This window comes from Stenotrophomonas sp. TWI1183, assembly GCF_039673115.1.
Classification (GTDB): Bacteria; Pseudomonadota; Gammaproteobacteria; order Xanthomonadales; family Xanthomonadaceae; genus Stenotrophomonas; species Stenotrophomonas maltophilia_AA.
Window position 1 is genome coordinate 86,285 of record NZ_JBDJKZ010000003.1, and the last position, 20,850, is coordinate 107,134.

Sequence of the window (20,850 nt, forward strand, 5' to 3'; positions counted from 1 at the left end):
CCCTGGCCACAGGGAACATACACCCCCGTCGGTTGTACTCCGCAGCGCTGCGCACTACGATCCCTTGCGTTCCGCGCAGCCGCTCCGGTGGCGCGCGACCTCCCTTTTCATCGCGCCGGTCCGCCCTGCGCCAGTCCCCCTCGAGGTTTACATGGTCATCAAACCGCGTGTGCGCGGCTTCATCTGCGTCACCACCCATCCCGTCGGCTGCGATGCGGCCGTCAAGCAGCAGATCGATTACATCCAGTCCAAGCCGAAGATCGCCAACGGCCCGAAGAAGGTGCTGGTGCTTGGCGCCTCCACCGGCTACGGCCTCGCCGCGCGCATCACCGCCGCCTTCGGCAGCGATGCCGCCACGCTGGGGGTGTTCTTCGAGCGCCCGGGCACCGAGACCAAGCCGGGCACGGCTGGCTGGTACAACACCGCCGCGTTCCACAAGTACGCCGAGCAGGCCGGCCTGTATGCCAAGAGCGTCAATGGCGATGCCTTCTCCGACGAGGTCAAGGCCAAGGTCATCGAGCTGATCAAGCAGGATCTCGGCCAGGTCGACCAGGTGGTGTACAGCCTGGCCGCGCCGCGCCGCAAGCATCCCAAGACCGGCGAAGTGATCAGCTCCACGCTCAAGCCGATCGGTGCGCCGATCACGCTGCGTGGCCTGGACACCGACAAGGAAGTGATCACCGAGACCACGATCGAGCCGGCGACGCCGGAAGAGATCGCCGGCACCGTCGCCGTCATGGGCGGCGAAGACTGGCAGATGTGGATCGATGCGCTGCTGGAGGCCGGTGTGCTGGCCGAAGGCGCGACCACCACGGCGTTCACCTACGTCGGTGAGGAGATCACCCAGGCGATCTACTGGAACGGCTCCATCGGCGCGGCCAAGAAGGATCTGGACGAGAAGGTCGTCGGCCTGCGCCGGAAGCTGGCCCCGATCGGTGGCGATGCGCGCGTGTCCGTGCTCAAGGCAGTGGTCACCCAGGCCAGCTCGGCGATCCCGACCATGCCGCTGTACCTGTCGCTGCTGTTCAAGGTGATGAAGGCCAAGGGCACGCACGAAGGCTGCATCGAGCAGCTCGATACGCTGTACGACATCCTCTACGGCGGCAAGGACGCGGGCACTGCTACCGAGCGCCTGCGCCATGACCTGGTCACCGACGGCGGCCGCCAGGTCGCGCTGATCGATGACGCCGGCCGCCTGCGCGCGGACTACAAGGAAATGGCGCCGGAGGTGCAGGGTGAGGTGGTCGCGCTGTGGCCGCAGGTCACCAACGAGAACCTGTACGAGATCAGCGATCTGGCCGGCTACAAGGCCGACTTCCTGCGCCTGTTCGGGTTCGGCGTGGAAGGCGTGGATTACGACGCCGACGTCGCGACCGATGTGAAGATTCCGAACCTGGTCGAGATGGCCTGATCGGAGGCAACGATGCCGACCAACGGTCGGCATCTACCGGCGGGTGTCACGGCGTATCGTCGCGCCGCCCCGCACCGCATGATCCGCCCCCGCACCGCATGACCGGTGGGTCACGACCGTTGGTCGTGACGCTCCCCCTCAGCTGAAATCGAAATTCATTGCCGGGCCGGCGGGGCCGACGAACTCGCCCTGCACGTAATCCACGCCGGCACTGAACAGCAGGCTCATCGAATTGGCATCGGCGACGAACTCGGCGATGGTCTGGATGTTGGCCGCCTGCGCACGCGCGGTGATCTCGGTGATCTTCTCGCTGTGTTCGCGGGTGCTGGCGAAATCGCAGGTGAAATCGCGGTCCAGCTTGAGGAACTGAGGCTGGAAATGCGCCAGCAGCTGGAACGAATCCAGCCCCGAACCGAACTGCTCCAGGCCGATCCGGCAGCCCAGCGGCGCGACCGCCGCCAGGAACTGCTGCGCGTTGCGCAGATGGGTGAACACCTTGGCCTCCGGCGCGTGCAGCCACAGCTGTTCGCCCGGCACGCCCTGGGCCTGCAGTTCGCGGCGCAGGGTGGCGATCATCTGCGGATCGTTGAACGACTCCGGGGTGATCTTGACCATCATGTGGGTGACATGGCCCTCGCGGCTTCGCGCGGCGAGCATGCCGATCGCGTGCGTGACCACCCAGCGGTTGATGTCGGCCAGCAGGCCGTGATCCTCGGCGATGCCCAGGAATGCGGTCGGGCTGAGCAGCTCGCCGTTGTGCTCCAGGCGCAGGTACGCCTCGTACAGCTCCAGCGCCTCGCCCTGCAGGTTGAGCACGGGCTGGTAATGCAGCTGGAAACCATCGCCTTCCAGCGCCTGGCGGATGCGTGCCACCCAGTGCTGGATGCGCTCTTCCTCCACGCGGTCCACCGCGGCCGGGTCAAATACCCGCGTGGTGTTGCCCAGCTCCAGTGCGGCCTGCGTGCACTCGGTCGCGCGGGCCAGTACCTGGCCGATGCTCGCGATCTTCTCGCCGACCTGCACGCCGCCCACGCTGACCGTGACCGTGGCCGAGCGCTCGCCGATGCTGAACACCTGCGCGGCGAAGGCGTCACGGATCTGATCGGCCAACGCGACGGTCTGCGCATACGCGCCCTCGGTCAGCACCGCGAAGCTGTGTTCGCCGAAGCGGGCTACCTGGGCGCTGTCGCCGACGGACTGGGCCAGCACGCGGGCGAGGGCGCCGATCAGCGCATCGGCCGAGTCCAGCCCGATCTCCGGCAGCAGGCGCGCGTAGTGATCCGGCTCGATCAGCAGCAGGCCGAAACGGCCTTCGCTGCGGCCGGCCTGGGCGACCGCGTTCTCGACGTGCAGCATGAAGGTCGGGCGGTTGAGCAGGCCGGTGACCTGGTCGCGCTGGCGCAGGTCTTCGACCTCGCGCGCCAGCTCCGGGTCGAATTCCATGCGCCGGCGGAACACCACCTGCAGGCAGGACTCGCCCTCGTAGCTGGCCTGGGTGAACTCCATCGTCGCCGGGAACACCGCGCCGTCCTGGTTGCGCGCATCCACCTGGTACTGCGGGGGCGGGGCATCGCCTTTGCTCATCGACTTGAGCAGCTGCTTGAAGCCGTCCACGTGCTGCGGGGCGACCATGTCCAGCAGCGAGATGCCTTCCACGTCGTCGAAGGTCTCGTAGCCGAACATCTCCAGGTAGGCCTCGTTGGCCCGGATGTGCATGCCTTCATGGACGTAGGCGATCGGATCGCGCGAGGAGGAGATCAGCGCGTCGCAGCGGCGCTCGGTCTCGCGCATCTGCGCCTCGATCCGGCGCAGCCCGCGGCGCGCATGCAGATCGGTCCATTCCGTGCGGACCACCGCCAGCAGGTGCTCGGGGCGGTGGCGCAGGGCAATGGCGCGGATGCCGTTGGCGCCGGCCTCGACCCACTCGTTTTCGTTGATCGATTCGGCCAGCAGGATCATCGGGATGTCCTTGCCACTGGCGGCGATCTGCTGGGTCACCTGCAGCAGCGGGATGCTCTGCGCGGCGGTGACCAGCACCAGGTCGATCGGCTGGGTGCCCAGCACCTGGGCCAGTTCCTCGCTGTGCTGCGGGCGCGTCGGGCGCACCGCGATGCCGCTGTTGCGCAGCGTGCTGACGATGGTCTCGGCGTTCTCGCCGCTGTCGTCCACGATCAGCAGGCGGACCGTCATGTCATTCGCGTTCTGCATTCACTACTCCCCGGACTGCAAACTTGATACACGATGCGTGTGACTACGTCCATGCGGCAAACGGCAGCCGATCACGGAACGTTCGTTCCGGCTCAGGCCACGCTGCCCGCGGCATGGCCACAGGCCCAGGCCCACTGGAAGTTGTAGCCGCCCAGCCAGCCGGTCACGTCCAGCACTTCCCCAATAAAGTGCAGGCCGGGAACCAATTGGGATTCAAATGTACTGGAGGACACCTTGCGGGTGTCGACCCCGCCCAGCGTCACCTCGGCGGTACGGTATCCCTCGGTGCCACTGGCCACCAGCGGGAAATTCTGCAGCAGATCGGCCGCCTGGCGCAGCTGCGGTTCGTCGATCTGGCGCACCAGCCGATCCGGCAGCCAGTGCTCGCACAGGCGCAGCGCCAGCCGGCGCGGCAGCACCTCGGACAGCACCGTGCGCAGCTCGGCGGCACCGCGCTCGGCCTTCATCCGGCGCAGCCACTCCAGCGCGTCCTGGCCGGGCAGCAGGTCCAGCCGCAGCTCGTCGCCGGGCTGCCAGTACGAGGAGATCTGCAGGATCGCCGGGCCGCTGATGCCGCGGTGGGTGATCAGCATGGAATTGCGGAACTCGACGTCGTTGCAGCGCGCCGTGATCGGCAGCGCCACCCCGCTGAGGTCATTGAAGCGCTCCTGGTGCTTGCCGCTCAGGGTCAGCGGCACCAGCCCGGCGCGGGTCGGCAGGACCTCATGGCCGAACTGGCGGGCCAGCTCATAGCCGAAGCCGGTCGCACCCATGCTCGGGATCGACAGGCCGCCCGTGGCCACCACCAGCGAGGCGGCATGGAAATGCCCCTGCGCGGTGTGCACGTGGAAGCCGTCCGCGCCGCGCTCCACCTTCTGCACCCCGCAGTCGGTGCGGATCTGCACGCCGGCGGCCTGGCATTCGTCCACCAGCATCTTCACGATCTGCTTGGAGGAGATGTCGCAGAACAGCTGGCCCAGCTCTTTTTCGTGATACGCGATGCCGTGCCGCTCCACCATCTCGATGAAATGCCAGGGCGTATAGCGGGCCAGCGCGGATTTGCAGAAGTGCGGGTTGGCCGACAGGAAGTTGGCCGCCGTGGTGCCGGTATTGGTGAAGTTGCAGCGCCCGCCGCCGGACATCAGGATCTTCTTGCCGACCTTGTTGGCGTGGTCGATCACCTGCACGATGCGTCCGCGCCGGCCCGCCGTGAGCGCGCACATCAGCCCGGCCGCACCGGCCCCGATGACCAGCACGTCGCAGCGGATCACACTCACGCCTGCGGCTTCTGCTTGCGCCAGGTCGGGATGACGCTGAGCTGCGCCTTGTCGGACGTCAACTGCACTTCGCCGTCCTGGATCTGCACGTCCCACTGCATCGTGCGTTCGATCTGCGCGCCCCATTCGGTGACGAACTCGCCCGGCAGGTCCATCACTTCCAGCGTGGACAGCTTCTTCAGCGCGGAGGCGTTGCGGTCCCACCAGATATCGGCGGCGCGGCCACCGTAGGTGACCAGCTGCACCGCACGCGCGCGGCCGGCGGCCTTGCGCAGGCGCGACTCGTCGGGCTGGCCCAGTTCGATCCACAGTTCGACGTCGCCGGTGTAATCGCGGCGCCACAGGTCCGGCTCGTCGTCCACGCTCAGGCCGCGGCCGAATTCCAGCCGGTCATCGGCGTTCAGCGCGAAGGTGAGCAGGCGCACCATCAGGCGGTCATCGGTCTCGGACGGGTGCTGGGCCAGCGTCAGCGTGTGGCTGGCGTAATAGCCGCGGTCCATGTCGCTGATCTGCAGTTCGGCCTTGCGGATGGTGGCGGTGAGGGCCATGGGGATACCTGAAACAAAGAGCGCCATGATAATGGTTCGCCATGAGTCCGTCCGATCCGATCCTCGCTGCCCCCGCGCCCAGCCGCCTGCAGTTGCCGCCCGGCGACTGGCCCAGCCTGCTGGACGGGCTGTGCGCGCGCTTCCCTCGCATCGACCGCGCGCAGTGGGTGGACCGGTTCGCCCGCGGGCGGGTGCAGGATGTGCAGGGCAGGGCGCTGCGGCCGGATGATGCCTGGCAGGTCGGGCTGGAGATCGTGTATTTCCGTGAAGTGGCCGATGAGCCGGTGATTCCGTTCGTGGAGGCCATCGTCCACCAGGACGCGCACCTGCTGGTGGCCGACAAGCCGCACTTCCTGCCGGTCACCCCGGCCGGGGGCTACGTGCGCGAGACGCTGCTGGCCCGGCTGGTGGCGCGCACCGGCAACCGCGACCTGGTGCCGCTGCACCGCCTGGACCGGCTGACCGCCGGGCTGGTGCTGTTCTCGACCCGGCCGGACAGTCGTGATGCCTACCAGCGGCTGTTCCGCGAGCGCCGGATCGACAAGGTGTACGAGGCGCTGGCGCCGGGACTGCCCGAATTTCCGTTCCCGCTGGAGCGGCATACCCGATTGGTCCCCGGCGAGCCGTTCTTCCGCATGGCCGAGGTGCCCGGTGAGCCCAATGCGCGGACCCGCGTCGAGGTGATCGACGGCGCTGGACCGGTCTGGCGCTACCGGCTGCACCCGGTCACCGGCCGCAAGCACCAGCTGCGCGTGCACATGGCAGGACTGGGCGCGCCGATCCTGGGCGACGATCTGTACCCGGAGCTGCTCGCGGATGCGCCGGCGGGGGTGCGGCTGCAGCTGCTGGCCAAGGAACTGGCGTTCGATGACCCGTTGACCGGGGAGCGGCGAACGTTCTCCAGCGGCCTGTCGCTTCACCTGTAGGGCCGGCCGCTGGCCGGCTGCCGGGGTCCATGGTCGGTCCTGTGGTCACCGGGTGCTACGGAGGAGCCGGCCAGCGGCCGGCACTACCTACAGCGGGCCCTCAGCCACGTCGGACCCCTTCCACGCCGGACCCTCCGCCTGCTGACGGTTCATCAGGGTGATAACGGTTCATCAGCCTTAACGCTTGGCCAGCCAACGGTCCAGCTGCGCGGCGAAGGCCTGCTTGTCGCGCGCGTGCAGGGGCGCCGGTCCGCCGGTCAGGATGCCCGAGCCGCGCAGTTCCTCCATGAAATTGCGCATCGACAGCCGCTCGGCCATGTTGTCGGGGGTGTACAGCTCGCCGCGCGGGTTCAGCGCGACCGCGTGCTTGTCCAGCACCAGCGCCGCCAGCGGGATGTCCTGCGTGACGACCAGATCGCCGGGCTGAACCCGTTCCACGATCACGCTGTCGGCCACGTCCAGCCCCGGCGGTACCTGGATCGAGCGGATGAAACGGGACGGCGGCGTCCGCAGCCAGTGGTTCGCGACCAGGGTCATCTCGATCCCGGCGCGTTCGGCCGCGCGGAACAGGATCTCCTTGATGACGGCCGGACAGGCGTCGGCGTCCACCCAGATGTGAACTTTAGGGGGAGGGGCATCGGTCATTTGGCTGATCTTAAGGTAGGAAAAATCTGAATAGGGGGTGGGATTTCGTGTAAGATCGCCCGACCCCTTGTCCTGTCAGGCGAGAAGGGGGGATGGCTGAATAAACCAGCTATCGCTTTTTCGGTAAAACACGAGTATCGTCACCCACACTGTGTTTGCTAGGGTCACCGTGAATCGTGGCCTGGTGCAGTTGATCTCACGATCTGCTCATCGATCCGCTTTACCAACGCCTGCAACTCAGTCTCGGCTCCGATACGCGGCGGCCGCGATTATTTCAACTATTGTTTCAGGAGTTAGTACATGTCTGATCGTCAGCAGGGCACCGTGAAGTGGTTCAACGACGCCAAGGGCTTCGGCTTCATCACCCCGGAAAGCGGCCCGGACCTCTTCGTGCATTTCCGCGCGATCCAGGGCACCGGCTTCAAGTCGCTGCAGGAAGGCCAGAAGGTGACGTTCGTCGCCGTCCAGGGCCAGAAGGGTATGCAGGCTGACCAGGTGCAGGCGGTCTAATCGACCCCCCGCTACCGTAAGGTCGCCTAAAACGCCGGAAGCGAAAGCTTCCGGCGTTTTTTATTGGGCGGCATTCGGCCCTGGTCGACGCAGACTGTGTTGACGACGTCATCCTCCCGGCCGCCCGGTTACGATGCCGCTTTGACCCTGCGGAACCGTCGATGATCAAGGTGCACCATCTGGACCACTCGCGCTCGCTGCGCGTGCTGTGGATGCTCGAAGAGCTGGGCCTGCCGTACCAGGTCGTCAACTATCAGCGCGACCCCAAGACCTGGCTGGCGCCGCAGGCGTTGCGCGATGTGCACCCGCTGGGCAAGTCCCCGGTGCTGCAGGACGACGCGCTGGTCCTCGCTGAATCCGGCGCGATCCTGGAATACCTGGCCGATCGCTACGACAGTGGCCGCCAGTTCTCGCCCGAGCCGATGCCGGCGCAGGCGCCCGAGCGCGTGCGCTACCGCTACTGGATGCACTACGCCGAAGGCTCGGCGATGCCACCGCTGGTGATGACGCTGGTGTTCGCGCGGCTGCGCAAGGCGCCGATGCCGTTCTTCGCCAAGCCGATCGCGCGCTCGATCGCCGACAAGGTGATGAAGGGCTTCGTCGGTCCGCAGGTGAAGCTGCACATGGACTGGATGGAGCGCGAGCTTGGTCAGTCGCCGTGGTTCGCGGGTGAGCGCTTCACTGCCGCCGATATCCAGATGAGTTTCCCGATCCAGGCCGCCGCCGCGCGCGGTGGCGACATGGCCGCCTACCCACGGCTGCAGGCGTACCTGGCGCGGATCGAGCAGCGCCCGGGGTACCAGCGTGCGGTGGAACGCGGTGGTCCGTTGAACCTCGGCGGCGGTTCGCGCTGAGCTTGCGGGGCAGCCTGGCTTTCCCCATTTCATACCGATGAGCACCCAGCCCCTGCGTTTCGACAATCGCTTCATCCGTGACCTGCCCGGCGACCCGGAAACCGGCCCGCGCGTGCGTGAAGTGCGCGAGGCCGCGTGGTCGTCGGTGATGCCGACCCCGGTCGCGGCACCCCGGCTGCTGGCGTACTCGCCGGAGGTGGCCGCACTGCTCGGCATGGGCGAGGACCTGATCGAGAGCGCCGATTTCGCGCGGGTGTTCGGCGGCAATGCGTTGTATGCCGGCATGGCACCGTGGGCGGCCAACTATGGTGGCCATCAGTTCGGGCATTGGGCGGGGCAGCTCGGCGATGGCCGCGCGATCTCGCTGGGCGAACTGCTCACGCCGGACGGTGCGCACTGGGAACTGCAGTTGAAGGGCGCCGGGCGCACGCCGTACTCGCGCGGTGCCGACGGACGCGCGGTGCTGCGTTCGTCGATCCGCGAGTTCCTCTGCAGCGAGGCGATGCATCATCTCGGCGTGCCGACCACGCGCGCATTGAGCCTGGTCGGGACCGGTGATGACGTCGTGCGCGACATGTTCTATGACGGCCACCCCGAGGCCGAACCGGGTGCGATCGTCTGCCGCGTCGCGCCGTCCTTCATCCGCTTCGGCACCTTCGAGCTGCCGGCCTCGCGCGGCGACACCGCGCTGCTGCGGCAACTCGCCGATGTCTGCATAGCGCGGGATTTTCCTGCGCTCGCCGAGCTGGGCGACGCGCGCCATGCACGCTGGTTCGCCGAGATCTGCGAACGCACTGCGGTGCTGGTCGCGCACTGGATGCGGGTCGGCTTCGTCCACGGGGTGATGAACACTGACAACCTGTCCATTCTCGGGCTCACCATCGATTACGGCCCGTATGGCTGGGTCGAGGATTACGATCCGGAGTGGACGCCCAACACCACCGACGCGCAGGGGCGACGCTATCGTTTCGGCACGCAGCCGCAGGTGGCGTACTGGAATCTCACCCGGCTGGCACAGGCGCTGGCGCCGCTGTTCGAGGATGTCACGCCGCTGCACGACGGGCTGGCGCGCTTCCAGCAGGTGCATGCCGACTGCGAGCGCGCCGATATCGCCGCGAAGCTGGGCCTGGACCGCTGCCGCGATGCCGATGTGGCGTTGATGGCGGCCTGGCTGGAGATCCTGCACGAGGGCGAGATGGACATGACCCTCGCTTTCCGCGGCCTGATGGCGCTCGATCCCGCGTCGCCTTCCGTGGCGGTGCTGGAGGAGGCCTTCTACAGCCCGGCACGCCGCGAAGCGGTGCTGCCGTCACTGCAGGCGTGGCTGCAGCAGTATGCGGCGCGCCTGCGTGCCGATGACTTGAGTGTGCAGGCGCGGCAGCAGCAGATGGGCCGTGCCAATCCGGTCTACGTGCTGCGCAACTGGCTGGCCCAGGAGGCGATCGAACGGGCGGAGCAGGGTGACCTCGGTGGCGTGCATACGTTGCTGGAGGTGCTGCGCCACCCCTATGACGTGCAGCCCGGGCGCGAGCACTTCGCAGGCAAGCGGCCCGAGTGGGCGCGTGAGAAGGCCGGCTGCTCGATGCTGTCCTGCAGCTCGTAAGGACTCCCGGGGCGGCGCAGTGGATGCCGCCGGCCACACCTGATTCCCTCGCTGATCGCGCTGTCGCAGCCTCGCTGCAGCAGGGCCGTGGGCGTCGTCGCGGCCGCTTCTACGACAATGGTCGTACGGGCATTGTTCGATAATCGCACGCATAGTCGATAAACGCACTTGAATGGTGCAGTGCGATAAACCTACTTTCAATCCCGTTCCAAGCGATCCACCTCTGGCGGGCGAGGGCAGTGCCGAACCGGTACTGAAGCCAGGTGCAGGGGAAGACCGCAGGAGTTCCCTTCCCTGTGCGGAGTATGCGCATGCGTTGCCGTCTGTCTGTTGTGTCCCTGTCCCTGCTTGCCGTGCTGCCGTCGCTGGCGCAGGCCTTCCAGGCCGAGCCCGCGCGCACGTCGCTGGAGGTGCTGCGGGTCGAGCGCTATGCCGATGATGCCAACCCTGGCTCGCTGCGCTGGGCGATCAGCACCGCCAACCAGGCGCCGGGGCGCTACCGGATCGAGATCGCCGCGGTGGGCAACGCCCCCTACGTGATCCGTCCGGCCACGCCGCTGCCGGAGATCGTCGGACCGGTGCAGATCGTCGGCACGCCGTTGGCGCGCGAAGGCCAGTACGTCGCCATCGACGGCTCGGCCTATGTCACCGGCACCGGGACCGATGCCTGCCCGGGGGCCGAACCCGGCCAGTCCGGCACCAACGTGCGTACCACCACGCTGCCGGGGCTGGTCCTGCGTGATACCCGCGGTGTTGAGCTGACCGGGCTGGAGATCCGCGATTTCTGCATCGGCGTGCTGATCAACCGCAGCAGCCACAGCGAGATCCACGACAACCGCATCGTCGCCAACAAGGGCGGTGCCGGGATCATGCTGACCGGCGACGACGGCAAAGGCCAGTCCACCGCCACCACCACGGTGCACAACCGGATCGTGCGCAACCAGTTCGTGGACAACGGCGATGGGCTTGAGCTGACCCGCGGTGCGGCCTGGAACCTGGTGGCCGACAACCTGTTCCAGTCCACCGCCGCCAATCCCGAACCGTCGCAGGGCATCGAGATCCTGTGGGGCAATGACAACACCGTGGTGCGCAACCGTTTCGTCGATTACTCCGATGGCCTGCAGATCAACTGGGGCAACCGCAACTACATCGCGGCCAACACGTTCACCGGCAATTCGATCGGGCTGAGCATCACCGGCAGCGAAAACGTGGTGGATGGCAACACGATCACCGGCAATGGCATCGGCATCGCAGTGCGACCGCAGCCGGTCAGCGCACCGAACCGCTTCAGCGCCAACCGCCTCTTCGACAACGGGCTGAGGATCGAGCGCTGTGAGGCCGGGGGTGCCTGCGCCCAGGGCCAGCCGCGCGGCGCCATCGTATTCGGCGTACCCGGGCTGGAACATGCGAACTTCGTCGGTTCGCGCGGGCGCGGGGTGGACAGCGATCCCGCCAAGCGCGCGCGCATCTGCACCGCGCCGGGTCAGGCCGAGTGCCAGCCGGCCCCCAATCTCGGCCAGGCCGCGCCGACGTTGCAGGCCGTGCAGGGCAAGGGTGCAGCGCGCATGGTGCAGGGGGTATTCGAGGGCGTGCCCGGGGAGCGCTATCAGCTGGAGGTCTTCGGCAACCGCGCCCCCCACGGTCGCGAAGCCGAACGCCTGCTCGGCACGGTCGAAGCGATCACCGATGCGCAGGGGCAGGGCCGGTTCACGCTGGCGCTGCCGGCCAACGGCGAGGCGGCCGACATCGCCACCGTGACCGCCACCGCGACCTCCGCACTGGGCGCGACGTCGCCCCTCAGCGCGCCGCTGTCGCTGCGCTGATCCCCCTACGAGAGATACCCATGGCTGCCCTGATCCGAACCTCCCTGTCCACGCTGGCCGCCGCTGCGCTGCTGTGCCCGGCGCTGGCCACCGCGCAGAGCGCCAACCGCTACGACGGCACCACCCTTACCGGCGATTGGGGCGGCACCCGCACCGCGCTGGACGAACGCGGCATCCGCTTCCGCGGCGACTATGTCGGCGAAGCCATGGGCGTGGTCGACGGCGGTTACGGCCGTACCGGCGCGCGCTATGCCCAGCAGGTGCGCGTGGGCATCGATCTGGACATGGGCACGCTGGCCGGTTGGAGCGGCGGAGCGTTCCACGTCACGCTCAATGACCGTCGCGGCAACAGCACCTCGGCCGATCTGGTCGGCAACCGCTTCCCGATCCAGGAAGCCTACGGTGGCCAGTACACCCGCCTCACCGAAGCCAGCTACGACCAGACCTTCAACGCGGGCCAGTCGTATTTCAAGCTGGGCTACTACGCGATGGGCAACCAGTTCGGCCTGCACAGCCTGCTGACCCACTTCGTCAACGCGGCCTTCTGCGCGCATCCGCTGGCCATGTCCGGCAACAGCGGCTGGTACAACTACCCCACGGCACGCTGGGGCGGTGAAGTGGCCCAGCAGGTCAGCCCGGCGTTGAACGTGCGCACCGGCTGGTTCCAGGTCAACCCGAACCTCGGCGGCAACATCGAACGCAACGCGTTCCGTCCGTTCGTGTCGGGTACCACCGGTTCGCTGTTCCCGCTGGAAGTGACCTGGACCCCGGACAAGGTCGGCACCCATCCGGGCGTGTACAAGTTCGGCGGCTACTACGACACCTCGCGGGTCAACCAGCGTGGCCTGGATACCTCGCCGACCACGGGACGCCACGGCGCCTACCTGCTGGCCGAGCAGCGCCTGACCCGCGAAGCAGGTGATCCGCAGCGCGGGCTGACCGCGTTCGCGCAGTACATGGTGTCCGACACCGATACCGCGCAGATCCGTCGCTGGTACGCGCTGGGCGGCGTCTACCAGGGCATCGGCTCGCGCGCGCAGGACAGCATCGCGCTGGGGTACGTCGGTGCGGACATCAACCGCCGCCTGGTCGATGCGCGCCGCGCCGATCTCGTCGGCATGGGTGTGCCGGGCGATTCGCCGCTGTACCAGCTCAGCCAGGCCGAAGAACTGTTCGAACTGTCCTACAGCATCCAGGTCACGCCCTGGCTGATGATCCGCCCGGACGTGCAGTACATCGTCAATCCCGGCACGTTCGCCTATACCCGCACCGACAACGCCTGGGCGTTGGGTGTACAGACCAAGGTCACCTTCTGATGCGCGCACTCACCCCCTATCTGTTGGCCGCCGTGCTGGGCGGCATGGCATCCGTCGCGCAGGCCGCGCCGCCAGCGGTGACGCCGTTGCAGGTCGGTGCACTGCGCATCGGCGAAGGCGCGCCGCGCACCATCGTGCCGATCACCGGCGCCACCGCCGAGCTCGCGCTTCAGCAGGCCGCCGCGATCGCCGCCAGCCCGTCGACCGACCTGGCCGAATGGCGCATCGATTACCTGGACATCGCCACCGACGGCAAGGCGCTGGTTGCGCTCGGCAAGCGCATCGCGCGCACGCTGGACGGCAAGCCGATGATCGTCACCTTCCGCACCCAGGCCGAAGGCGGCAGCAAGCCCATCCGCGACGCGGACTATGCGGCGCTGTACGCCACGCTGCTGCGCGGTGGCTTCGCCCAGTTGATCGATGTGGAGATGTTCCGCGATCCCACCCTTGTGGCGTCACTGGTCGCGCAGGCGCACAAGACCGGGGTCAAGGTGGTGATGTCCAGCCACGACTTCCATGCCACGCCCGCGCGCGAGGAGATCATCGCGCGGCTGCTGCGGCAGGACGCGATGGGCGCGGATGTGTTGAAGATCGCGGTGATGCCGCAGGACGCAGGCGATGTGCTGACGCTGCTGGATGCCACCTGGCAGGTGCGCCAGCGCAGCACCAAGCCCCTGCTGACCATGTCCATGGGCGGCACCGGCGTGGTCTCGCGGCTGGCCGGTGAAACCTTCGGCCAGGCGCTGACCTTCGGCATGATCGGCACGCCCTCGGCGCCGGGGCAGGTCGAGGTCGAACAGCTGCAGTCGGTGCTCCAGGTCATCCACGCTTCCAGCCAGGCCGGTCATTGAGACCTCCCCGCCGGACGCTTTCCGCACCACGTCGTCGCAGGATCCCTGTATGAGCCATGCCACCGCCTCCGCTTCCCCGCTCGTGCTCGAGCGGATGAGTCCCTTCCAGTGGACCGCCATCGCGATCTGCGTGCTGTTGAACATGCTCGATGGCTTCGATGTGATGGTGATGGCGTTCACCGCGCCGCACGTATCCGCCGACTGGGGGCTGTCGGGCAAGGTGCTGGGCATCATGCTGAGTGCCGGCCTGGTCGGAATGGCGCTGGGCTCGTTCCTGCTCGCGCCGCTGGCCGACCGCTGGGGCCGCCGGTCGATGATCATGCTCTGCCTGGTGATCCTGACCGTGGGCATGGCTGCATCCGCGCTGGCCGCCAACGCCTGGCAGCTCGCCGCACTGCGTGTGTTCACCGGCATCGGCATCGGCGGCATGCTGGCCGGGGTAGGGGTGATCACGGCCGAGTATGCCAATGCGAAATGGCGCAGCACGGCGGTGGCGATGCAGGCGACCGGGTATCCCATCGGGGCCACGCTCGGCGGCCTGCTGGCCGCGTGGATGCTGGAGCACTTCAGCTGGCACAGCGTGTTCCTGATCGGTGCCGGTGCATCGCTGCTGTGCATCCCGCTGGTGATCGCCTGCCTGCCCGAATCGCTGGATTTCCTGGTCGCGCGTCGGCCGAAGGATGCGTTGCCGCGGCTCAATGCGCTGCTGGCGCGCATGCGGATGCCGACCCTGCAGGCCTTGCCGCCGGTGCCGGTGCGTGCCGACGGGCGCAAGGGCTATGCGGCGCTGTTCGTCGGCGATCTGCGGCGGGTGGCGGTGCTGATCGCGATGGCGTTCTTCCTGCACATGTTCGCGTTCTATTTCGTGCTGAGCTGGACGCCGAAACTGCTGGTGTCCGCCGGCGTCTCGGCGCAGCAGGGCATCACCGGCGGGGTGCTGCTCAACCTCGGTGGCATCGTCGGCGGCAGTCTGTTCGGCTGGCTCGCCTCGCGCTGGGCGCTGTCGCGGCTGACCGCCGCCAGCCTGGTGCTGGCCATGCTGGCGATGCTGTTGTTCGCCGGCTTCAACACCCGCCTGGAGATCGCCTTCCCGATCGCTTTCGTGATCGGCGCAGCGTTGTTCGGGGCGATGGCCGGCCTGTATGCCGCCGCGCCGGTGGTGTTCGCCGCGGACGTGCGCACCACCGGGCTCGGCTGGGCGATCGGGATCGGGCGCGTCGGCGCGATTCTCTCGCCGTTGAGCGTGGGCCTGCTGGTCGATGCGGGTTGGTCGCCGGCGGCGCTGTACGTGCTGTGCGCGCTGCCGCTGGCCCTCGCCGCGTGGGCCTGCCTTGGGCTGCGCGTGGGCGTGGGCCAGACGCGTATCTGAGCCCGGCAGGAGAATCACAATGATGTGCGATTATCGAATCAAGTGGCCGAATATCGGATTGACCGTACGCGCTGCGCTGCGCACCATGGTCCTTTCCAGAGTCTTCCCGCACGTGGCCGCGCATCGCAGTGCGTGGCAAGGAGCAATGCAGTGATCGACAAGACCGTGGCCAGCGCTGACGCAGCGGTGGCCGATATCCACGACGGCGCCACGGTGATGATCGGCGGGTTCGGTACCGCCGGCATGCCTGACGCGCTGATCGATGCCCTGATCGCGCAGGGCGCGCGCGGGCTGACCATCATCAACAACAACGCCGGCAACGGTGACAGCGGGCTGGCCGCGCTGATCAGGCACAAGCGCGTGCGCCGCATCATCTGTTCGTTCCCGCGCCAGGCCGATTCGCAGCATTTCGACGCGGCCTACCGCGCCGGCGAGATCGAACTGGAACTGGTGCCGCAGGGCAACCTGGCCGCGCGCATCCATGCGGCCGGCTCGGGGCTGGGGGCGATCTTCACCCCGACCGGCTATGGCACCGAGCTTGCGCAGGGCAAGGAAACCCGCGAGATCGATGGCCGCCATTACGTGCTCGAGTACCCGCTGCATGCCGACTTCGCGCTGATCAAGGCCCACCACGGCGACCGCTGGGGCAACCTGGTCTACCGCAAGACCGCGCGCAATTTCGGTCCGCTGATGGCGATGGCCGCGCGCTGTGCGATCGTGCAGGTGTCGTCGGTCGTGCCACTCGGTGAACTCGACCCCGAGGCGGTCGTGACCCCGGGCATCTTCGTGCAACGGGTGGTCGAACTGCCCGCGTCCACCGCTGCAGGAGACCGCGCATGAACCGCCTCAGCCGCGAACAGATGGCCGCGCGCGTCGCGCGTGACATCCCCGAAGGTGCCTACGTCAATCTCGGCATCGGACTGCCGACCACGGTGGCCAACTTCCTGCCGGCCGACAAGGAAATCTTCCTGCAGTCGGAGAATGGCCTGCTCGGCATGGGCCCGGCGCCTGCGCATGGCGAGGAGGATCCGGACCTGATCAACGCCGGCAAGCAGCCGGTGACCCTGCTGACCGGGGGCTGCTATTTCCACCATGCCGATTCGTTCGCGATGATGCGTGGCGGCCACCTGGACATCTGCGTGCTCGGCGCGTTCCAGGTATCGGCGCAGGGCGACCTGGCCAACTGGAGCACCGGTGCCGCCGATGCGATTCCCGCGGTAGGCGGCGCGATGGATCTGGCGATCGGTGCGAAGCAGGTCTTCGTGATGATGGACCTGCTCACCAAACAGGGCCAGAGCAAGCTGGTGGCCGAATGCAGCTATCCGCTGACCGGCCTGCGCTGCGTTTCGCGGGTCTATACCGATGTCGCCGTGTTCGACCTGGGCAAGGACGGCGCGACCGTGCTGGAGATGGTCGACGGGGTGACGCTGGCGCAGCTGCGCGAGCTGACCGGCCTGCCGCTGCAGATGAGTGAAGGAGCCTGACATGAGCCTGCAGGACATCTATATCGTCGATGGTATCCGCACCCCGATCGGCCGCTACGCCGGGGCGCTCTCCGGCATCCGTGCCGACGACCTGGGCGCGCTCCCGATCAAGGCGCTGCTGGCGCGTCATCCGCAGCTGGACCCGGCGCTGATCGAGGAGGTCTACCTGGGCTGCGCCAACCAGGCCGGCGAAGACAACCGCAACGTCGCGCGGATGAGCCTGCTGCTGGCCGGCCTGCCGGTCAGCGTGCCGGGCAGCACCGTCAACCGGTTGTGTGGCTCGGGCCTGGATGCGATCGGCACGGTGTCCCGCGGTATCGCCACCGGCGAGCTTGGGCTGGCCATCGCCGGCGGGGTCGAATCGATGTCGCGCGCGCCGCTGGTGATGGGTAAGCCGGGTGCCGCGTTCGCGCGGGATCAGACCCTGGAGGACACCACCATGGGCTGGCGCTTCATCAACCCGCGCTTGCGCGAGCTGCACGGCGTGGAAACCATGGGCCAGACCGCGGAAAACGTCGCCGAGCGCTACGCGATTTCGCGCGAGGACCAGGATGCGTTCGCGCTGCGCAGCCAGCAGCGCACCGCCGCGGCCCAGCAGCGCGGGTTCTTCGAGGGCGAGATCGTCGCAGTCGACGCGCCGGGTCGCAAACGTGGCGAAAGCGTGCGCGTGGCGTACGACGAACACCCGCGCGCCGACACCACGATCGAGGCGTTGAGCAAGCTCAAGCCACTGTTCCGTCAGCCCGGCACCGTCACCGCCGGCAATGCCTCGGGCATCAACGATGGGGCCGCGGCGCTGCTGCTGGCGTCCGGTGCGCAGGTGAAGGCGCTCTGGCTGACGCCGCGTGCGCGCATCCTCGGCTTTGCCAGTGCCGGCGTGGAGCCGGCGATCATGGGCATGGGCCCAGTGCCGGCCACTCGCCGCCTGCTGGGCCGGCTCGGGCTGGGCATCGCCGATTTCGACGCGATCGAACTCAACGAGGCGTTCGCCTCGCAGGGGCTGGCCTGCCTGCGCGAGTTCGGGCTCCCCGACGATGCCGCGCACGTCAACGCCAACGGCGGCGCCATCGCGATCGGTCATCCGCTTGGCATGAGCGGTGCGCGGCTCGCACTCACGCTGCTGCGCCAGCTGGAGGCCAGCGGCGGCCGACGCGGCCTGGCCACCATGTGCATCGGTGTCGGCCAGGGCGTGGCGCTGGCGATCGAGCGCGTCTGAATCCGTCTTCCTTTCCTACGCTTCACGGCCGCTGTCGCCTCCGCGTGGCAGCGTGCCGTAGCACCACAGCCGCGGTCTTCCGGCCGCCCGCCAATCGGAGTACGCCATGAGCGATCCCACTGACCTGCGCGGTTACCGCAGGCTATATCCCGGCACCCAGCCGGACCGCATCCACCTGCCGTATGCGTCCACGCGCCTGCGCGGCCCGGGCCGCGATCCGATCCGGATGCCGGCCACGTTGTCCGAAGTGACCGGGCCCACCCTGGACCGCATCACCCTGGGCAAGCACGCGGCTGACCTGACCGCCGGCTTCAAGGGCCAGCCGCTGGGCGAGCGCATCGTAGTCAGCGGCCGGGTGCTGGATGAGAACGGCCGCCCGGTCCGCAACCGCGTGGTCGAGGTGTGGCAGTGCAACGCCGCCGGCCGCTACCTGCACAAAGGCGATCAGCACGATGCGCCGCTGGACCCCAATTTCACCGGCACCGGCCAAGTGCTTACCGATGAGCACGGCCGTTACCGTTTCACCACGATCAAGCCGGGTGCGTATCCGTGGCGCAACCACTTCAACGCATGGCGGCCGGCGCATATCCATTTCTCGCTGCATGGCGAGGGCATCGGCCAACGTCTGGTCACGCAGATGTACTTCCCCGGCGATCCGCTGCTGGAGTTCGACCCGATCTACAACTGCGTGGACGATGCCAAGGCCCGCGCGCGCATGGTGTCCTCCTTCGACTGGGAGACCACCGAGAACGAGTTCGCGCTGGGCTATCGTTTCGATATCGTCCTGCGTGGCCGCAAGATGACCGTGTGGGAGTAAGCAGATGAGTTTCCAATCCACTCCGTGGCAAACCGTGGGCCCGTACTACCGGCTGGGCCTGGAGCCGCTGTACCGCACCGACATCGCACCGGCACAGGCGCAGGGTGAACGCGTGCAGATCCAGGGGCAGGTGTTCGACGGCCTGGGCGTACCGGTCTCCGATGCCGTGCTGGAGATCTGGCAGGCCGATGCGCAGGGCATCTATGCACACCCGGAAGACCCGCGGCACGCCGACCACGATCCGGCGTTCGACGGATGGGGCCGGGTGCCGACCGATGAGCACGGCCGCTTCGCGTTCACCACCGTGCGCCCCGGCAGCGTGGCAGGGCCCAGCGGGCAGGCACAGGCGCCGCACCTGATGGTGCTGGTCTTCATGCGCGGCCTGCTGCGCGCGGCCAGTGCGCGGCTGTATTTCAGCGATGCGCCCGGCAATGCCGACGATCCGATCCTGGCGCTGGTGCCGGCCGAGCGCCGCTCCACCCTCATCGCACAGGCGCAGGGCAATGGCCTGTACCACTGGGACGTGCGCATGCAGGGTGAACGGGAAACGGTCTTCTTCGATTACTGATGCTGGCGTGTATGTCGCGCCGACCGGGCGCGGGTAAGCTGGCTCCTCTACTGGATGGATGACGCGTGATGAGCGATTCCTGTTCCCTGCTCGGTGGCCTGTTCGGTGCACCGGAGGTCGATGCGGTGTTCACCGACACCGCACGGCTGCAGGCGATGCTCGACGTTGAAGCCGCGCTCGCGCGGGCGCAGGTGCGCTGTGCGGTGATCCCCGCTGACGCGCTGGGTCCGATCGAAGCGGCCTGCCGGGCCGAGTTGTACGAGGTGCCCGCGCTGGGCCGAGCAACCGCGCTGGCCGGCAATCCGGCCATCCCGCTGGTGAAGGCGCTGACCGCGCAGGTCGCGCGGGACAGCGCCGAGGCCGCACGGTGGGTGCATTGGGCCGCGACCAGCCAGGACATCATCGATACCGGCGCGGTGCTGCAGCTGCGTACCGCATCGGGGTGGGTGCAGGACCGCCTGCAGCGGCTGTGCGATGCCCTGGGCGCGTTGGCCGATGCCGAACGCGATACCGGCCTGCCCGGGCGCACGTTGCTGCAGCAGGCGGTGCCGGTGACCTTCGGCCTGAAGGCCGCCGGCTGGCTCGATGCACTGCAGCGCAGCCAGCGCCGCCTGCAGGCGTTGCGTGCCGATACGCTGGTGCTGCAGTTCGGCGGCGCCGCGGGGACGCTGGCGTCGCTGCAGACGCGCGGCCTGGACGTGGCGCAGGCGCTGGGCGAGGAGCTTCAGTTGCCGGTGCCGGCCTTGCCCTGGCACACCGCGCGTGATCGCGTTGCCGAGTTCGGCAGCGTGTTCGCCCTGTTGACCGGCACGCTGGGCAAGATCGCCACGGATATCGTGCTGCTGATGCAGTCCGAAGTGGCCGAGGCGTTCGAGCCGGCCGCTGAGGGCAAGGGCGGTTCCTCCGCGATGCCGCACAAGCGCAACCCGGTCGGCTGCGTGGCAGCGATCGCCGCGGCCAGCCGGGTGCCGGGCTTGTTGTCCACGTTGTTCGTGGCGATGCCGCAGCCGCACGAGCGCGCCGCAGGGCAGTGGCATGCCGAGTGGGAAACCGTGCCGGAGATCGTGCGCCTGTGCGCCGGCAGCCTGGCCCAGGTGACCGTGGTGGTGCAGGGCCTGCAGCTTGACCGTGCGCGGATGCAGGATCACCTGGACAGCCATGGTGGCCTGCTCTACGCCGAGGCGGTGGCCGTCACCCTGGCCGAGACACTGGGTAAATCGGCCGCGCATGCGCTGGTGGAACAGGCCGCGCGCGAGGCGCTCGCGCAGTCGCGGCACCTGCGCGAGGTGCTGGCGCAGATGCCCGAGGTCACCGCGCAGCTCTCGCCGACGCAACTGGATGCTTTGTTCGCGCCGGACAGCTGGCGTGGCATGGCCGATACCTGGATTGATCGCGTGCTGGCGCAGCGCGGTTCCCCCTGATGC

Annotated in this window: 19 protein-coding genes; 15 read left to right on the plus strand and 4 right to left on the minus strand. The window is 68.0% G+C overall.

Annotated features, from left to right (window positions below):
• Positions 1–151 precede the first annotated feature (151 nt).
• Positions 152–1,411, plus strand: coding sequence for an enoyl-ACP reductase FabV (fabV, locus tag ABE434_RS04440; protein ID WP_346477962.1), 1,260 nt, complete (start codon positions 152–154; stop codon positions 1,409–1,411).
• A 138-nt stretch (positions 1,412–1,549) separates the two neighbouring features.
• On the opposite strand, the gene ABE434_RS04445 is transcribed toward fabV, so the two are convergent.
• The 3 genes from ABE434_RS04445 to ABE434_RS04455 all read right to left on the minus strand — a co-directional run bounded on the left by ABE434_RS04445 (position 1,550) and on the right by ABE434_RS04455 (position 5,444).
• A complete protein-coding gene (locus tag ABE434_RS04445) occupies positions 1,550–3,619 on the minus strand; it encodes an EAL domain-containing protein (protein WP_346477963.1) in 2,070 nt (689 codons plus the stop codon).
• A 92-nt stretch (positions 3,620–3,711) separates the two neighbouring features.
• Positions 3,712–4,896: an NAD(P)/FAD-dependent oxidoreductase gene (locus ABE434_RS04450; RefSeq protein WP_346477965.1), complete on the minus strand. Its 1,185-nt coding sequence runs from the start codon at positions 4,894–4,896 to the stop codon at positions 3,712–3,714.
• Positions 4,893–5,444, minus strand: coding sequence for a YaeQ family protein (locus ABE434_RS04455; protein WP_123729025.1), 552 nt, complete (start codon positions 5,442–5,444; stop codon positions 4,893–4,895). The genes ABE434_RS04450 and ABE434_RS04455 overlap by 4 nt, the downstream gene beginning before the upstream one ends.
• 41 nt (positions 5,445–5,485) lie before the next feature.
• On the opposite strand from ABE434_RS04455, the gene ABE434_RS04460 reads away from it, so the two are divergent.
• Positions 5,486–6,370 carry a pseudouridine synthase gene (locus tag ABE434_RS04460; RefSeq protein ID WP_346477966.1) on the plus strand — a complete coding sequence of 295 codons (885 nt, stop codon included), beginning with the start codon at positions 5,486–5,488 and terminating at the stop codon, positions 6,368–6,370.
• A 177-nt stretch (positions 6,371–6,547) separates the two neighbouring features.
• Here ABE434_RS04460 and ABE434_RS04465 read toward each other — a convergent pair whose 3' ends face one another.
• Entirely contained in the window at positions 6,548–7,015 is a 468-nt protein-coding gene (locus tag ABE434_RS04465; RefSeq protein WP_346477967.1) for a YaiI/YqxD family protein, read from the minus strand.
• 300 nt (positions 7,016–7,315) lie between these two features.
• Here ABE434_RS04465 and ABE434_RS04470 point away from each other — a divergent pair, with 300 nt between their 5' ends.
• From ABE434_RS04470 to ABE434_RS04530, 13 genes are all read left to right on the plus strand, one after another.
• The gene (locus ABE434_RS04470) at positions 7,316–7,525 is read left to right on the plus strand and encodes a cold-shock protein (RefSeq protein WP_017356920.1); all 210 of its coding nucleotides are present in this window, start codon (positions 7,316–7,318) and stop codon (positions 7,523–7,525) included.
• A gap of 161 nt (positions 7,526–7,686) precedes the next feature.
• On the plus strand, positions 7,687–8,379 hold the full coding sequence (locus ABE434_RS04475) for a glutathione S-transferase (RefSeq protein ID WP_346477968.1): 693 nt from the start codon (positions 7,687–7,689) through the stop codon (positions 8,377–8,379).
• Positions 8,380–8,416: 37 nt separating this feature from the next.
• On the plus strand, positions 8,417–9,982 hold the full coding sequence (locus ABE434_RS04480) for a protein adenylyltransferase SelO (RefSeq protein ID WP_346477970.1): 1,566 nt from the start codon (positions 8,417–8,419) through the stop codon (positions 9,980–9,982).
• A gap of 311 nt (positions 9,983–10,293) precedes the next feature.
• Positions 10,294–11,805: a right-handed parallel beta-helix repeat-containing protein gene (locus tag ABE434_RS04485; RefSeq protein ID WP_346477971.1), complete on the plus strand. Its 1,512-nt coding sequence runs from the start codon at positions 10,294–10,296 to the stop codon at positions 11,803–11,805.
• Positions 11,806–11,825: 20 nt separating this feature from the next.
• The gene (locus ABE434_RS04490) at positions 11,826–13,121 is read left to right on the plus strand and encodes a carbohydrate porin (RefSeq protein WP_346477972.1); all 1,296 of its coding nucleotides are present in this window, start codon (positions 11,826–11,828) and stop codon (positions 13,119–13,121) included.
• Positions 13,121–13,972, plus strand: coding sequence for a type I 3-dehydroquinate dehydratase (aroD, locus tag ABE434_RS04495; protein ID WP_346477973.1), 852 nt, complete (start codon positions 13,121–13,123; stop codon positions 13,970–13,972). The genes ABE434_RS04490 and aroD overlap by 1 nt, the downstream gene beginning before the upstream one ends.
• A gap of 49 nt (positions 13,973–14,021) precedes the next feature.
• On the plus strand, positions 14,022–15,341 hold the full coding sequence (locus ABE434_RS04500) for an MFS transporter (RefSeq protein ID WP_346477974.1): 1,320 nt from the start codon (positions 14,022–14,024) through the stop codon (positions 15,339–15,341).
• Positions 15,342–15,491: 150 nt separating this feature from the next.
• Positions 15,492–16,181 carry a 3-oxoacid CoA-transferase subunit A gene (locus ABE434_RS04505; RefSeq protein WP_346477975.1) on the plus strand — a complete coding sequence of 230 codons (690 nt, stop codon included), beginning with the start codon at positions 15,492–15,494 and terminating at the stop codon, positions 16,179–16,181.
• On the plus strand, positions 16,178–16,825 hold the full coding sequence (locus tag ABE434_RS04510) for a 3-oxoacid CoA-transferase subunit B (RefSeq protein ID WP_346477976.1): 648 nt from the start codon (positions 16,178–16,180) through the stop codon (positions 16,823–16,825). Before ABE434_RS04505 ends, ABE434_RS04510 begins: the two co-directional genes overlap by 4 nt.
• Positions 16,826–16,832: 7 nt before the next feature.
• Complete coding sequence (gene pcaF / locus ABE434_RS04515) at positions 16,833–18,041, plus strand: 3-oxoadipyl-CoA thiolase (RefSeq protein WP_346478080.1); 1,209 nt, start codon at positions 16,833–16,835, stop codon at positions 18,039–18,041.
• Between the two features lie 106 nt (positions 18,042–18,147).
• Positions 18,148–18,858 (plus strand): protocatechuate 3,4-dioxygenase subunit beta, encoded by a 711-nt coding sequence (gene pcaH, locus ABE434_RS04520; RefSeq protein WP_346477977.1) that lies wholly within the window; start codon positions 18,148–18,150, stop codon positions 18,856–18,858.
• Positions 18,859–18,862: 4 nt separating this feature from the next.
• Positions 18,863–19,426: a protocatechuate 3,4-dioxygenase subunit alpha gene (pcaG, locus tag ABE434_RS04525; protein WP_346477978.1), complete on the plus strand. Its 564-nt coding sequence runs from the start codon at positions 18,863–18,865 to the stop codon at positions 19,424–19,426.
• Positions 19,427–19,494: 68 nt separating this feature from the next.
• Positions 19,495–20,847, plus strand: coding sequence for a 3-carboxy-cis,cis-muconate cycloisomerase (locus ABE434_RS04530; protein ID WP_346477979.1), 1,353 nt, complete (start codon positions 19,495–19,497; stop codon positions 20,845–20,847).
• Positions 20,848–20,850 lie beyond the last annotated feature (3 nt).